Source organism: Streptomyces caeni (assembly GCF_042678285.1).
GTDB classification, from domain to species: domain Bacteria; phylum Actinomycetota; class Actinomycetes; order Streptomycetales; family Streptomycetaceae; genus Streptomyces; species Streptomyces caeni.
The window spans coordinates 58,277-72,625 of record NZ_JBHUDX010000010.1; the positions used below are offsets into that span (position 1 = coordinate 58,277).

Consider the following 14,349-nt stretch of genomic DNA (forward strand, 5'->3'; position numbering starts at 1 on the left):
TCTGGCTTGTCCATGACGAACCGCAACAGACCCCGCAGGTTGCGATCTGATGACCGGAACATGCACCCCCGTGGCGCATCGGTGACAGAGTGGGACGTATGACCTCCAGCCCCGCACCGGCCCCCGCCCCCTACGGCACCCCCGAGGCCCCCCGCATCGCCGTCTGCGGAGAGGCCCACCTCGAAGCCGACCCCGAGATCGCCCGCATCGGCGTCACCGTCAGCGCCCGCGGCACCGACCGCCACACCGCACTCGACGACCTCACACGCCGCAACGCCGCCGCCCTGGACCTCATCAAGAGCTACGGGCAGGCGGTCGAGAAACTGGAGACCGGAGCCTTCACCCTCAGCCCCGAACTCACCAAGTACGGCCGCGGCGAACGCGTCCGCGCCTACCACGGCCGTGTGCACCTCACCGCCGAACTCACCGACTTCACCGCGCTCGGCGAACTCACCACCCGCCTCGCCGACCTCGAACTCACTCGCGTCGACGGCCCCTGGTGGTCCCTCCGGCCCGACTCGCCCGCCCACCGCACGGCCCGGCAGCAGGCCGTACGCGAGGCGGTACAGCGCGCCCGCGAGTACGCCGACGCCCTCGACACCACCCTCACCGCCCTCGTCGAACTCGCCGACATCGGTGCCGAGGACGCCCACCCCATCGCGGTCGCCGCCGCCCCCGCCATGCGGTCCATGGCCTACGGCGCCTCCGTGCCAGAAGAGGCCGCGCCCCTCGACCTCGAACCCGAGCGCCAGCACATCCACGCCCGCGTCAACGCCCGGTTCACCATGGCGCCCCCGCGGCTGTAGTCACCCGGACCACCACCCTGGGGCAGGTCCGACAAACCGCGGACAAGCGGGCCGGAAGAGACCCGACGGCTTACCGGGAACACCCCGGAAACATCCCGGGATGCTCATCGGAGCACGCCACCGCACAATTCAACACTTGTCAATAATGCTTCACCCAAAGGTTGTTGAGTAGTCATGCCCGGCCAATTCTCTACCCGCCGGTAAGCCCTAGGCTCGAACCATGCGCCGAGCAAAGATCGTCTGCACCCTGGGACCCGCCACCGACTCGTACGACCAGATCAAGGCACTGGTAGAAGCCGGAATGGACGTCGCCCGCTTCAACCTCAGCCACGGCAGCCAGGCCGACCACGAGGAGCGCTACCGGCGCGTGCGGAAGGCTGCCGACGAGACCGGACGCAGCGTCGGAATCCTCGCAGACCTTCAGGGCCCGAAGATCCGACTCGGCCGGTTCGCCGAAGGCCCCGTACTCCTTGAACGCGGCGACACCTTCACCATCACCGTCGAGGAAGGCACCGAAGGCGACCGCCACACCTGCGGAACCACCTACGCCGGACTCGCCGCCGACGTCACCCCCGGCGAGCGCATCCTCGTCGACGACGGCAAGGTCGCCCTCGAAGTCACCTCCGTCGACGGCCCCCGCGTCCACACCACCGTCGTCGAAGGCGGCATGGTCTCCGACCACAAGGGACTCAACCTCCCCGGCGTCGCCGTCTCCGTCCCCGCCCTCTCCAAGAAGGACGAGGACGATCTCCGCTGGGCCCTGCGCACCGGCGTCGACGTCATCGCCCTCTCCTTCGTCCGCAGCGGCCGGGACATCACGGACGTCCACCGCATCATGGACGAGCAGGGCCGCCGCCTCCCCGTCATCGCGAAGATCGAGAAACCGCAGGCCGTCGAGAACATCGACGACATCGTGGCCGCCTTCGACGGCATCATGGTCGCCCGCGGCGACCTCGGCGTCGAAATGCCCCTCGAACAGGTCCCCATCGTCCAGAAACGGGCCATCAAGCTCGCCAGGCGCAACGCCAAGCCCGTCATCGTCGCCACTCAGATGCTCGACTCGATGGTCGACAACTCCCGCCCGACCAGGGCCGAGGCATCCGACGTGGCCAACGCGGTGATCGACGGCACGGACGCGGTGATGCTCTCCGGCGAGACCAGCGTCGGCAAATACGCCACCGAGACGGTCGGGACGATGGCCCGCATCGTGGAAGCGGCGGAGGAGGACATCCTCGCCAAGGGCCTGTCTCCGCTGACGGAACGCAACAAGCCGCGCACCCAGGGCGGCGCCGTAGCCCGCGCGGCCGCCGAGACGGGCGACTTCCTCGGCGCGAAGTTCCTCGTCGCCTTCACCCAGTCCGGCGACACCGCCCGCCGCCTGTCCCGCTACCGCTCCCCGATCCCCCTCCTGGCCTTCACACCCGCCCCGGCCACCCGCTCCCAGCTCAACCTCACCTGGGGCGTGGAGACGTTCCTGGGCCCGCACGTCGACTCCACGGACGCGATGGTCGACCAGGTCGACGAACTGCTGCTGAAGTACGGCCGCTGCCACAAGGGCGACATCGTGGTGATCACGGCCGGCTCGCCGCCCGGGGTGTCGGGTTCGACGAACATGGTCCGGGTGCACCGCATCGGGGAAGAAGACAGGCCAAGGTAGGGGGGCGTGGCCCTCCCCGCGGTCCTTCCCGCGCTGGGGGCGGTGGAGGGTCGGTACTTGGGCCCACGCGGGCGTCCATGAGGGTGACGGAGGCTTTTCGAGCGACGGACACGGCAACGGCAGTGCGGCTCTGGTTGAGCAGCTTCCATTCGACGTCGACCTTGTCGAGGGTGTCCGTGAAGAGCTTTACGTCGTCCGCCGACGTGTTGGTGAAGAAGTACCGCGGGTATTCGTAGCGCTTGCGTTCACCGGTGACCAGGCGAGTCGTCCAGTCGGTGATGCGGCAGCCGTCGGAGTGGATGAGGCCGCGGATGAATTCCCAGGGGTGGGCGTCGACGATTTCCTGCTGCCAGGGGGCGAGGTTGATCCGGTGCTCGTGCTTTCTGCCGGGGCCGTGTTGAGGGAACAGGCAGGGCGGTTGCTTGCTGTAGCAGGTGACGTACTGACAACCCTTTTGCCGCACACGGAACATTTTGTTGGCGGGGCGTACCGCCTGCATGGATTCGGTGCACGCGTGGATGAGGCCCGGCCAGGCCTCGGCGCACGCAATGCGGAGGGAGTAGACGCCTCTTCTGAGGTGGCTCACGCAGCCGTTTCCGAGATGGAGCCCCAGTAAGTAGGGGTGGGCGGCAGGCTCGTCGGGTGCGCCAGGGGCGTCGCAGCATCGCGGGCACGGAGTTGAGCGGTTCGAGTCCAGAGGGTTCAGGCGTATCCGCCAGGACCGGATGGCCGCCCGGGAGATGCCGGTCTCCTTGCTCCCCGAGTTCAGGCTGCGTCCCTGGGAGACCAGAGCAAGAACTCGTCTACGTGTGCCGATGTCGTACATGTGGTCACCCTGTGCCATTCACGGCGACGGTGAGCGGCAGAAAGCGGATGTTCACGGGAACGTGAACATCCGCTTCTCTGGTGCACGGCCTTGAAAACGAAGATAAAGTGCCCCGGGTGGGATTCGAACCCACGCTGTCGGTGGTTTGAGCACCGTGTCTCTACCGCTGGACTACCGGGGCTTCCTCTGAAATGAAGGTTGGCAGTCACCCGCCGTGCTCCACCTTACCGCAGCTAGGTAGGCTCTTGGGAGCAGTACCTGGCCTGCCCCGGACAAGGAGCCCCCGTGACCTCCCCCGAGTCGCCCCAGCCCGCCGCCGACGACGACAAGTCGCACGTGCCTCCGCTGACGACCCGTGTCGTCATCGCCGAGGACGAGGCCCTCATCCGGCTCGACCTCAAAGAGATGCTCGAGGAGGAGGGCTACCACGTCGTCGGTGAGGCCGGCGACGGTGAGCAGGCCGTCGAGCTGGCCCGTGAGCACCGGCCCGACCTGGTGATCCTGGATGTGAAGATGCCCAAGCTCGACGGCATCTCGGCCGCCGAGAAGATCGCGGAGGAGAGCATCGCCCCGGTGCTGATGCTGACCGCCTTCTCGCAGCGCGACCTCGTGGAGCGGGCGCGTGACGCCGGTGCCATGGCGTATCTGGTGAAGCCGTTCAGCAAGAGTGACGTCGTACCGGCGATCGAGATGGCCGTCTCGCGGTTCAACGAGCTGAAGACGCTGGAGAAGGAGGTCGCGGACCTCGCCCAGCGGCTGGAGACCCGCAAGCTGGTCGACCGGGCGAAGTCGGTGCTGCAGACCGAGTACGGGCTGACGGAGCCGGCCGCCTTCCGCTGGATCCAGAAGACGTCCATGGACCGCCGTATGTCGATGCAGCAGGTCGCGGAGGCCGTCATCCAGGACGCGGAGGAGAAGAAGGCCGCGAAGGGCTGACGCCCGCGGCGGCGCGCGTACGGCGAGGCCCGCACCCCCCTGACGTCGGGGTGCGGGCCTCGGTGTGTACGGCGACGCCGCGACGGGGGCCGCTCAGTCCTCGCCGAGGTACGCCTTGCGTACGGATTCGTCGTGCAGCAGGTCCTGGCCGGTGCCGGACAGGACGATGTTGCCGACCTCCATCACATGGCCCTGGTCGGCGAGTGACAGCGCCGCCTGGGCGTTCTGCTCGACGAGCAGGATGGTGGTGCCCTGGGACTTCAGTTCGGCGATGGTCGCCATGATCTTCTGCATCATGATCGGCGAGAGGCCCATGGAGGGCTCGTCGAGCATGAGCAGCTGGGGCTGGGACATGAGGGCGCGGCCCATGGCCAGCATCTGCTGCTCGCCGCCCGAGAGGGTGCCCGCGGCCTGCTTGCGGCGTTCGCCCAGGATGGGGAAGAGGTCGTAGGCGCGCTGGATGTCCTTTTCGATGCCCGGCTTGTCGCTGCGCAGGAACGCCCCGAGCCGCAGGTTGTCCTCGATGCTCATGCGGGGGAAGATGTGCCGCCCCTCGGGGGAGTGGGCGAGTCCGAGCGAGACGACCTGGTGGGCGGGGACCTTCTTGAGTGATCGTCCGTTGAACTTGATCTGGCCGCCGACCGGCTTGAGGAGGCCGGAGAGGGTGCGCAGGGTGGTGGTCTTGCCGGCGCCGTTGGTGCCGATGAGGGTGACGACTTCGCCGGCTTCGACCTTGAAGGAGATGCCCTTGACGGCTTCGATCTTGCCGTAGGCGACCCGGAGGTCCTCGACCTCGAGCAGTGCGGTCATCGGTCGTTCTCCTTGCCGGGAGCGGCGTCCGTCGTGGTCTCGGCGTGTGCCTCGGCGGCCTCGACTTCGCTGGCCTCTTCCTGACCGGGGGCGTTCTCGAAGGGTTCTCCGAGGTAGGCGGCGATGACGCGCTCGTCGCCCTGGACGGTCGCGCTGTCGCCTTCGACGAGTTTCTCGCCCTGGACGAGGACGGCGACGCGGTCGCAGAGGTTGAAGATGAAGCGCATGTCGTGCTCGATGACGAGGACGGCGGTGCCCATGTCGCGGATGGCGAAGACCAGCTCTTCGGTGGCCCGCGTCTCCTGGGGGTTCATGCCCGCAGTGGGTTCGTCGAGGAGCAGCAGGCCTGGTTCGCTGGCCAGGGCGCGTGCGATTTCGAGCTTGCGCTGTTCGCCGTAGGGGAGGTTGCGGGCAAGGTGTTCGGCCTTGTGGGCGAGGCCGACGAATTCCAGGAGTTCCATGGCGCGTTTGCGTGAGGAGGCTTCTGCCTTGTGGAAGCCGGGGCCGCGCAGTACGGCTGACCAGAAGCCTTCTTTTGTGCGGGTGTGGCGTCCGACCAGCACGTTTTCCAGGACGGTCATGTTGGCGAAGAGGCGGATGTTCTGGAAGGTGCGGGCGATGCCGGCGGCGGTGACCTTGAAGGACTTGGGCGGCAGGACGCGGCCCTTGTAGCGGACTTCGCCTTCGGTGGGGACGTACAGCCCGGTCAGGCAGTTGAAGAAGGTGGTCTTGCCGGCGCCGTTGGGGCCGATCAGGCCGACGATCTCGCCGCTGTTGACGGTGAGGTCGACGCCGCGTACGGCGGTGAGGCCGCCGAAGCGCATGGTGACGCCGCGTGCGTCGAGTACGGCCTGTCCGGGGGTGGTGCGCGGGGCTGTGTCGTTCGTGGTGGTGTCGGTGGTCATCGTGGTCAGGCCCCTGTCTTGCTGAGGACTGTGGGCGCTTCGGCTTCTTCGTGGAATTCGAGTTGGCGACGCCGGTTCGGGATGAGGCCCTCCGGGCGGAAGCGCATCAGCAGGATGAGTGCGACACCGAAGGCGAAGAGCTGGTAGTCGCCGAGGAACTGGAGTTTGTTCGGGATGAGGAAGAGCAGCGCGGCGCCGATGAGGGGGCCGCCGATCGTGCCCATGCCGCCGAGGACGACCGCTGCGAGCAGGAAGGCCGAGTTGGGCGGGATGGCGCCGGCGAAGAGGTACTGCTCGGGGGTCACTGTGTAGGTGACGTGGGCCTGGACGGTGCCGGCGAGGCCGGCGAGGGAGGCGCCGACGGCGAAGGCGATGAGTTTGACGCGGAAGCCGTTGATGCCCATGGCGAGGGCGGCGGTTTCGTCCTCGCGGATGGCTACCCAGGCGCGGCCGATGCGGGAGTCACCGCTGCGCCGGAAGACGAGCACGACGACGGCGGTGATGATCAGCATCAGGAGGAAGTAGTTGGCGAAGCGGCCGATGGTGAATCCGCCGATGTCGTGCTGCGCGCCGAAGTCGAATCCGAGGATCTTGAGGTTGGGGATCGACGAGATGCCGTTGGAGCCGTTGGTGAGGTCGGGTCCGGAGATGCCGTCCAGGTTGTTGGCCGTGATGCGGAAGATCTCACCGAAGCCGAGGGTGACGATGGCGAGGTAGTCGCCGCGCAGCCGCAGGGTGGGGGCACCGATGAGCACGCCGAAGACCAGGGATGCGGCGGCGCCGATGAGGACGGCGGCCCAGAACGGGAAGTGCACGTCGAAGGGTGAGCTGGGCGATCCGGAGACGAGGGCCGAGGCGTAGGCGCCGACGCCGAGGAAGGCGACGTATCCGAGGTCGAGGAGGCCGGCGAGGCCGACGACGATGTTCAGGCCGAGTGCGACGGTGGCGAAGATCAGGATGTAGACGCCGAGGGTCGCGTACTGGTCGTCGGTCTGGGTGAAGGGGAACAGCGCCGCGGCGATGAAGGCGCCGAAGACGGTGATCGTCTGGTGCCGGGCGGTGAGCTGGGAGGCCTGGCTGATCAGGCCGGATTTGCCGAGGGCGGCGAAGCCGAGGCCGGCGGTGATGAGGAAGCCGATGAAGAGTTCGTCGTACTCGGTGCCGATGCCGTAGGTGAAGACGAGCAGGCCCAGCGCGAGGATCCCGACGATGATCAGGATCTCGATGTGGGAGGGCAGTTTGCCCAGGGCGCGGGGTGCGCCGGAGGCGAAGGCTGCCTTGAACGTGTCCCACTGGTGGGAGGCCCGGTGCTTGAAGTGTTCCCAGGACGTGTCATCGGGGTCGATGGGGTCCGGCTCGGGGCGCTCGAAGGGGAGGGAGAGGGCGCCGAGCAGGGCGGCGAGGCTGCTGACCGCGACGATGAAGGCGCCGGGTTCGAGGTTGACGATGCCGCCGAGTTCGGTACTGATCGCGATGACCGTGTACCAGGCGGTGGCGAACGTGGCGAGGGCGGCGAGTTTGACGGCGGCGTCGGCGCCTGCGGGGGCGAGTCGGCGCAGGCCCGTGACGCCGTAGGAGGCGAGGCCGAGGAGAGCGGTGAGTGCGCCGCCGATGAGGACGAGGACCTGCAGGCCGCCGGGGTAGCCGTAGACGGTGAGGTCGCCGGGGAATGCGGCGGTCCAGGTCCAGGCCAGGAAGGTGGAGGCGATGGTGAGGACGGCACCGCCGACGGCGAGTGCGCGTCCGATACGCGGAGGGATGCCGACGAGGCCGGACGGTGCGCCGGTCGTGGGGGTGCGGGGGGTGTCAGGTGCGGTGGTGTGTGTGGTCATCGTTGTCACGCCCTGTCCGCGACGCGCTCGCCGAGCAGGCCCTGGGGCCTGAACAACAGGACGAGGATGAGGAGTACGAACGCCCAGACGTCTGCCCAGGACTGGCTGCCGAACTTGTCCATGGCGGGGAGGTCGGCGATGTAGGCGGTGGCCAGGGTTTCGGCGATGCCGAGGACGACACCGCCGATCATGGCTCCGTAGATGTTGCCGATGCCGCCCAGGACGGCGGCGGTGAAGGCCTTGAGGCCGAGGATGAAGCCCATGCGGAAGTCGATCTGGCCGTACTTGAGGCCGTAGGCGACTCCTCCGACCGCGGCGAAGGCGGCGCCCAGGGCGAAGGCGATCACGATGATGCGGTCGGTGTCGACGCCCATGAGTTTGGCGGTGTCGGGGTCCTGAGCGGTGGCCTGCATGCCGCGCCCGGTACGGGTCCTGAGGACGAAGTAGGCCAGGACGGCCATGCTGATGGGGGCTGCGATCACCAGGAAGATGTCACCGGTCTGGATGGTGACGTTGCCGATGTGGAAGGGGCCTCCGTCGATCTGCGGGAAGGTGCGGGCGGACTTGGCCTCGGGGTACCAGGCCCAGACGGCCTGCTGAAGGGCGAGGGAGAGGCCGATGGCCGTGATGAGAGGGGCGAGGCGCGGTGCGTTGCGCAGTGGTCGGTAAGCGAATCGTTCCGCCCCGACGGCGACGAGGACCGCGACCAGAATCGCGCCGATGATCATCAGCGGCAGGGCGACCCACATGGACGTCCCGCTGGGCAAGACGTAGGCGTAGACGGTGAGGGCGCCGAAGGCTCCCGTCATGAAGATCTCGCCGTGGGCGAAGTTGATGAGCTGGACGATGCCGTAGACCATTGTGTAGCCAATGGCGATCAGCCCGTACATGGATCCTAGTAGCAGGCCGTTGACCAGCTGCTGCGGCAGTTCGTTCACCGCATGTCCTCCGAGAGTTTCGGACGTTCGACGGATGTGACCGGAAGCGAGTCCGCGCGGGGCGCCAGTGGAACAGCGCCCCGCGCGGCTCTGGTGATGCGGGTGTGGGTCAGCCGGTGAAGGTACCCGACTTGACTGCCTTCCAGGCACCGTTCTCGACGGCGTACACGGTGAGCTGCTTGTTGGTGGCGTCACCATACTCGTCGAAGGAGACCTTGCCGGTCACACCGTCGAAGGAGACGTTCTGCATGGCGGCCGTGACCTTCTCACGGGCATCGGAGGGCAGCTTGCCGCCGTTGTCGTCGACGACCTTCTTCACGGCCTCGATGATCGACCAGGCGGAGTCGTAGGAGTAGCCGCCGTACGCCGCGTAGTCCTCCTTGTAGCCGGCGGCCTTGTAGTTGGCCACGAACTCCTTGGCGGAGGGGAGTTCATCGACCGGGGCGCCGACGGAGGTGGCGAGGTCACCGCTGGCGCTGCTGCCGGCCAGCTTGATGAAGTCCTCGGCGTAGATGCCGTCGCCGCCGACCACCGGGATCTTGGCGCCGGCGGCCTTGATCTGCTTGCTGAGCGGACCGGCCTGCGGGTACTCGCCACCGTAGTAGACGACCTCGGCGCCGGAGTTCTTCACCTTGGTGGCGACCGCGGAGAAGTCCTTGGTGTCGGGGTTGATGTGCTCGGTGCCGACGACGGTGCCGCCGAGCTTCTTGAACTCCGCGGTGAAGGTGCCGGCGAGGCCCGCGCCATAGGTCTTCTTGTCGTCGATGACGAAGACCTTCTTCTTCTTGGAGTCGTTGTAGACGTACTGGGCGGCGAACGGGCCCTGGATGGCGTCCGTGGTCGCGGTCCGGAAGTACGCCTTGTACGGGCGGACCTTCTTGGTCTGCCAGTTCGTGCCCTGGGTGAGGGCGGGGTTGGTGTTGGCCGGCGAGACCTCGACGAGCTTGGCGTCGTCGAAAACCTTCTGCATGGACTCGGCGACGCTTGAGTTCAGCGGGCCGACGACGCCGAGGACGTTCTTGTCGGCGACGAACTTGCTGGCGTTCTGCTGGCCCGAGGAGGGCTGGGCCTGGTCGTCGAGGGCTTCGACCTTGAAGGTGACGCCCTTGACGTAGTTCTGCTTGTTCGCGGTCTTGGCGGCGAGGTCGGCCGAGTTCTTGATGCCGAGGCCCAGCGCGGACAGGTCGCCGGTCAGCGGGGCGTCTACTCCGATGGTGACGGTGGTACCACCGCTGTTGGAGCCCGAGCCCTTGTCGCCGTCGCGCGAGCCGCAGGCGGTGAGGGTGAGCGCTCCCGCCGCCAGCGCGGCGGTGATGGCGATGAGCGAACGTTGACGCACGATCAGTCCTTTCCCTGGCACAGCCCTTCCCTCTGGAAGCAGCCGAGTCGCGCGCTGGGTCGACGTGACAATCCGACCACGCGGTGACTGGCCGTGACTCTAAGCGGGTGCTGGAACGTGGAGGAGAGGTTGACCCATGCTGTGACGCTCTTGTTATGACACGAGGTAATGGACAGCGGTACTGAGCGGGGGGAAGTGCGAAATTCGGCCCGATTCGCCCTGTCCGCATGGTGAGAATCTCCAGGATGGGCGGGATGCTTTCGGGTGCGTCGATGGATTCGGCGATTACGTCGCATCGTCGCTGCAGGCGGCGTGCAGGGCCTCGGAGAGATCGTGTGCGTAACGCGGTCCCGGAATGAAACTGTGCACCTCTATTGCGCGCGTGTTACGCAGAGTTACATCCAGGAAAGGGAGGCCGGCATTCTTCGGGACATTCCCGCATTCCGTCACATGCAGGGTGATAGTGATCTTGCGGGGGGAGTCTGCGGTTGTCCGGAAAGGTGTACTGGGTGCCGAGGTCAGCGACAGGCCCGCATAGGGCTGGGTGATCCGCGTCACGGTCACCGGCGGGCCCGACCGCACGCTGACCGCCAGGGCGAGGCTGAAACTTCCGGGAGGCGCGTCCCGGGGTGTGACGTCCCTGTTCAGGTAGGTGAAGTCGATGGCCTGGGAGGGGTACGGCGGGGGCGGAGGCGGCGGTTTCTGCGGTCGGGTCGCGTAGAGGTAACCGCCACCCGCGAAGAGCGCGGCGACCGCCGCCGCTGTCAGGGCGGCACGGCGGTGCCGCCCGTACACCCGCAGGAGGCGTCCGCGCGGAGCGGCGGACGGCAGTGGGGAGTCCGGATCCGTGGCGTTCCATGCGTGCGTCCCCTCGCCCGGCTCGACGGGACCGATACCGCTCATCGCCACGGGTCCTTGCCCGGTCCGCCGCGACGGTTCCGGTCGGCGTCCCCGCCGCCCGTTCTGCCGTCGATCGACTCCTCGGCCGCCTCGGCGCCGCTACGCTTGTTTTCGGCCCGCGCGTGGTCCACGTTCCCCTGCCAGGTCCCGTACCGCCCCCTGGAGGGTCCCGCCGACGCGCGGTCCCCGTCGCTGTCCGGTGCCGTGCGTGACCGGTGCGCGACGACCCGCGCGCACCGGTCATCGGCGGGTGCGGCTCGTGGTGGCACCGGGGCGGAGGCGGTCAGCCCGGTGCTCGTCGCGTGGCCGGAGAGGGATGCGCGGCAGGTGACCGCCGCCGTGCCGGTAGGAATCACCGGCCGCAGCCGAAGGTCGAGCGCCGTCACCCCCGGTCGGGGGGTGCCTCCCGTTCCCATGCCATGACGCTAAGCCGCCGGGTGCCCAGGGGCAACGGTGGTGCGGACATCCGCCTCGCGTCTCAGCCCGTCGTGCGCACGGGCGCCTCGTCGCCCGGCCTCACGTCGCGCAGCAGGCAGGTGAGACGGGCGGTGCACACCCGCTTGCCGTCCTCGCCGCTGATCACGATCTCGTACGTCGCGGTCGAGCGCCCCCGGTGGACGGGCGTGGCGACACCGGTGACCAGGCCCGAGCGCACCCCTCGGTGGTGGGTGCAGTTCAGGTCGACTCCGACGGCGATCTTGGAGCTGCCGCCGTGCAGCATGGAGCCGACGGAGCCGAGGGTCTCGGCGAGAACGGCGGAGGCGCCGCCGTGCAGCAGTCCGTACGGCTGGGTGTTGCCCTCCACCGGCATGGTGCCGACGATCCGGTCCGCGGACGCCTCGACGATCTGGACGCCCATGCGGGTGCCGAGGTGCCCGGCGGAGAACAGGGCGGGCAGGTCGACGCCGAGCGCGGCGTACTCGTCGATGACGTCCTGCGGGAACTTCACGGTGTGCTGCTCGCCCATGGGACGGCTCCGTTCGTGGTGATCGGTTACTCGGCTGCTGGCTGAGCAAACGCTCAGTCGGTCGCCGATTGTTCCAGGCGGACCACGACGGACTTGCTGGCGGGGGTGTTGCTGGTCTCGGCGGTGGCGTCCAGCGGGACCAGGACGTTGGTCTCGGGGTAGTAGGCGGCGGCGCAGCCCCGGGCGGTGGGGTAGTGCACGACGCGGAAGCCGGGCGCCCGGCGCTCGACGCCGTCGTGCCACTCGCTGACCAGGTCGACGTACGAGCCGTCCGCCACGCCCAGCGCGCGGGCGTCCTCGGGATGGACGAGGACGACGCGGCGGCCGTTCCTGATGCCGCGGTAGCGGTCGTCCAGGCCGTAGATCGTGGTGTTGTACTGGTCGTGCGAGCGCAGGGTCTGCAGCAGCAGCCGGCCCTTGGGCAGCTTCGGGTACTGGACGGGGGCCGCCGTGAAGTTGGCCTTGCCGGTGGCCGTCGGGAAGCGGCGCTCGTCGCGCGGGGCGTGGGGGAGCGCGAAGCCGCCCGGGCGGGCCACGCGCGCGTTGAAGTCCTCGAAGCCGGGGACCACCCGCGCGATGCGGTCGCGGATGGTCGCGTAGTCCTTCTCGAACTCCTCCCAGGGCACCGTGCTGCCGGTGCCGAGCACACGGCGGGCCAGACGGCACACGATGGCCGGTTCGGACAGCAGGTGGGGGCTCGCGGGCTCCAGCCGCCCCCGCGAGGCGTGCACCATGCCCATGGAGTCCTCGACCGTCACGAACTGCTCGCCGCTGCCCTGGAGGTCGCGCTCGGTGCGGCCGAGGGTGGGCAGGATCAGGGCGCGCGCGCCGGTGACCGCGTGCGAGCGGTTCAGCTTGGTCGAGACGTGCACGGTGAGGCGGGCGCGGCGCATGGCGGCCTCGGTCACCTCGGTGTCGGGGGAGGCCGACACGAAGTTGCCGCCCATCGCGAAGAAGACCTTCGCCTCGCCGTCGCGCAGGGCGCGGATGGCCCGGACGACGTCGTAGCCGTGCTCGCGCGGTGGCGCGAACCCGAACTCCTTCTCCAGGGCGTCCAGGAAGGCGGGGGCGGGGCGCTCGAAGATGCCCATGGTGCGGTCGCCCTGCACGTTCGAGTGGCCGCGCACGGGGCACACGCCCGCGCCGGGCCGGCCGATGTTGCCGCGCAGGAGGAGGAAGTTGACGACCTCGCGGATGGTGGGGACCGAGTGTTTGTGCTGGGTCAGGCCCATGGCCCAGCACACGATGGTGCGGCGGGAGGCCAGGACCATGCGGAGGGCCTCCTCGATCCGCGCGCGGGTGAGGCCCGTCGCCGCGAGGGTCTCGTCCCAGTCGGCGGCGCGGGCCGCCTCGGCGAACTCCTCGAAGCCGTGGGTGTGGTCGCGTACGAACTCCTCGTCGACCGCGCCCTCCGTCTCGATGACCAGCTTGTTGAGGAGACGGAAGAGGGCCTGGTCCCCGCCGAGGCGGATCTGCAGGAACAGGTCGGTCAGGGCCGCGCCCTTGAGCATGCCCTGGGGGGTCTGCGGGTTCTTGAAGCGTTCCAGGCCCGCCTCGGGCAGCGGGTTGACACTGATGACCTTCGCGCCGTTGGCCTTGGCCTTCTCCAGGGCCGCCAGCATGCGCGGGTGGTTGGTGCCCGGGTTCTGCCCGGCCACGATGATCAGGTCCGCCCGGTAGAGGTCCTCCAGGAGGACGCTGCCCTTGCCGATGCCGATCGTCTCGGAGAGCGCGGAGCCGGACGACTCATGGCACATGTTCGAGCAGTCGGGCAGGTTGTTGGTGCCCAGTTCGCGGGCGAAGAGCTGGTAGAGGAACGCCGCCTCGTTGCTCGTGCGGCCCGAGGTGTAGAAGACCGCCTCGTCGGGGGAGCCGAGCGCGGCGATCTCCTCGGCGATGATGCCGAAGGCGCGCTCCCAGGTGACGGGCTCGTAGTGCGTGCCCCCCTCGGGGAGGTGGACGGGATGGGTCAGGCGCCCCTGCTGGCCCAGCCAGTAGCCGCTGCGGGTCGCGAGGTCGGCCACCGGGTGCGCGGCGAAGAACTCCGGGGTGACCCGGCGCAGGGTGGCCTCCTCGGCGACCGCCTTGGCGCCGTTCTCACAGAACTCCGCCGTGTGCCGGTGGCCCGGCTCGGGCCAGGCGCAGCCCGGACAGTCGAAGCCGTCCTTCTGGTTGACGCGGAGGAGGGTGAGCGCGGTGCGGCGCACGCCCATCTGCTTCCGGGCGACGCGCAGGGTGTGCCCGACGGCGGGAAGACCCGCGGCCGCGTGCTGGGGCTCGGTGACCTGCGGAGCATCCTGCACCGGGTCACCCTTGGGCGGCTTGCTGGCCATCTCGGCTCTCCCCTTCGCGTACCTGTGTGAGCTACGTCTTCGATCCTCGCACGGGCCACCGTCGACGCCCTCGCCCGGTTTCCGCCGGCCGGCCGGACAC

General features: G+C 68.6%; 11 protein-coding genes, 1 tRNA gene and 1 pseudogene. 3 read left to right on the forward strand and 10 right to left on the reverse strand.

Annotation, left to right across the window (positions count from 1 at the left end):
* The first annotated feature begins 98 nt into the window (after window positions 1-98).
* Window positions 99-806: an SIMPL domain-containing protein gene (locus ACFSL4_RS03900; protein WP_381078479.1), complete on the forward strand. Its 708-nt coding sequence runs from the start codon at window positions 99-101 to the stop codon at window positions 804-806.
* 220 nt (window positions 807-1,026) lie between these two features.
* Complete coding sequence (gene pyk / locus ACFSL4_RS03905) at window positions 1,027-2,463, forward strand: pyruvate kinase (RefSeq protein WP_381078482.1); 1,437 nt, start codon at window positions 1,027-1,029, stop codon at window positions 2,461-2,463.
* 58 nt (window positions 2,464-2,521) lie between these two features.
* On the opposite strand, the pseudogene ACFSL4_RS03910 reads toward pyk, so the two are convergent.
* Window positions 2,522-3,289 (reverse strand): annotated as a pseudogene (locus ACFSL4_RS03910) (transcriptional regulator); the annotation flags it as partial.
* 108 nt (window positions 3,290-3,397) lie between these two features.
* Window positions 3,398-3,470: transfer RNA gene (locus ACFSL4_RS03915), tRNA-Leu, on the reverse strand.
* 104 nt (window positions 3,471-3,574) lie between these two features.
* Between ACFSL4_RS03915 and ACFSL4_RS03920 the strand changes: the two genes are divergently transcribed.
* Window positions 3,575-4,225: an ANTAR domain-containing response regulator gene (locus ACFSL4_RS03920; RefSeq protein ID WP_381078485.1), complete on the forward strand. Its 651-nt coding sequence runs from the start codon at window positions 3,575-3,577 to the stop codon at window positions 4,223-4,225.
* Between the two features lie 93 nt (window positions 4,226-4,318).
* On the opposite strand, the gene ACFSL4_RS03925 is transcribed toward ACFSL4_RS03920, so the two are convergent.
* The 8 genes from ACFSL4_RS03925 to ACFSL4_RS03960 all read right to left on the reverse strand — a co-directional run bounded on the left by ACFSL4_RS03925 (window position 4,319) and on the right by ACFSL4_RS03960 (window position 14,249).
* On the reverse strand, window positions 4,319-5,035 hold the full coding sequence (locus ACFSL4_RS03925) for an ABC transporter ATP-binding protein (protein WP_381078488.1): 717 nt from the start codon (window positions 5,033-5,035) through the stop codon (window positions 4,319-4,321).
* Complete coding sequence (locus tag ACFSL4_RS03930; RefSeq protein ID WP_381078491.1) at window positions 5,032-5,940, reverse strand: ABC transporter ATP-binding protein; 909 nt, start codon at window positions 5,938-5,940, stop codon at window positions 5,032-5,034. Before ACFSL4_RS03930 ends, ACFSL4_RS03925 begins: the two co-directional genes overlap by 4 nt.
* A 5-nt stretch (window positions 5,941-5,945) precedes the next feature.
* Window positions 5,946-7,772: a branched-chain amino acid ABC transporter permease gene (locus ACFSL4_RS03935; protein WP_381078494.1), complete on the reverse strand. Its 1,827-nt coding sequence runs from the start codon at window positions 7,770-7,772 to the stop codon at window positions 5,946-5,948.
* Window positions 7,773-7,777: 5 nt separating this feature from the next.
* Window positions 7,778-8,710 (reverse strand): branched-chain amino acid ABC transporter permease, encoded by a 933-nt coding sequence (locus ACFSL4_RS03940; RefSeq protein ID WP_381078497.1) that lies wholly within the window; start codon window positions 8,708-8,710, stop codon window positions 7,778-7,780.
* A 109-nt stretch (window positions 8,711-8,819) separates the two neighbouring features.
* On the reverse strand, window positions 8,820-10,049 hold the full coding sequence (locus ACFSL4_RS03945; protein WP_381078499.1) for a branched-chain amino acid ABC transporter substrate-binding protein: 1,230 nt from the start codon (window positions 10,047-10,049) through the stop codon (window positions 8,820-8,822).
* Window positions 10,050-10,334: 285 nt separating this feature from the next.
* On the reverse strand, window positions 10,335-10,952 hold the full coding sequence (locus tag ACFSL4_RS03950) for a Tat pathway signal sequence domain protein (protein ID WP_381078502.1): 618 nt from the start codon (window positions 10,950-10,952) through the stop codon (window positions 10,335-10,337).
* 475 nt (window positions 10,953-11,427) lie between these two features.
* The gene (locus ACFSL4_RS03955; RefSeq protein ID WP_381078505.1) at window positions 11,428-11,916 is read right to left on the reverse strand and encodes a PaaI family thioesterase; all 489 of its coding nucleotides are present in this window, start codon (window positions 11,914-11,916) and stop codon (window positions 11,428-11,430) included.
* A gap of 53 nt (window positions 11,917-11,969) precedes the next feature.
* The gene (locus ACFSL4_RS03960) at window positions 11,970-14,249 is read right to left on the reverse strand and encodes an FdhF/YdeP family oxidoreductase (protein ID WP_381078509.1); all 2,280 of its coding nucleotides are present in this window, start codon (window positions 14,247-14,249) and stop codon (window positions 11,970-11,972) included.
* Window positions 14,250-14,349 lie beyond the last annotated feature (100 nt).

Bases quoted from the DNA above. Each gene is read 5' to 3' on its own strand.
- ACFSL4_RS03900 (WP_381078479.1), top strand. From the start codon at position 99: ATGACCTCCAGCCCCGCACCGGCCCCCGCCCCCTACGGCACCCCCGAG.
- ACFSL4_RS03950 (WP_381078502.1), bottom strand. From the start codon at position 10,952: ATGAGCGGTATCGGTCCCGTCGAGCCGGGCGAGGGGACGCACGCATGG.
- ACFSL4_RS03960 (WP_381078509.1), bottom strand. From the start codon at position 14,249: ATGGCCAGCAAGCCGCCCAAGGGTGACCCGGTGCAGGATGCTCCGCAG.
- pyk (WP_381078482.1), top strand. From the start codon at position 1,027: ATGCGCCGAGCAAAGATCGTCTGCACCCTGGGACCCGCCACCGACTCG.
- ACFSL4_RS03955 (WP_381078505.1), bottom strand. From the start codon at position 11,916: ATGGGCGAGCAGCACACCGTGAAGTTCCCGCAGGACGTCATCGACGAG.
- ACFSL4_RS03925 (WP_381078488.1), bottom strand. From the start codon at position 5,035: ATGACCGCACTGCTCGAGGTCGAGGACCTCCGGGTCGCCTACGGCAAG.
- ACFSL4_RS03935 (WP_381078494.1), bottom strand. From the start codon at position 7,772: ATGACCACACACACCACCGCACCTGACACCCCCCGCACCCCCACGACC.
- ACFSL4_RS03930 (WP_381078491.1), bottom strand. From the start codon at position 5,940: ATGACCACCGACACCACCACGAACGACACAGCCCCGCGCACCACCCCC.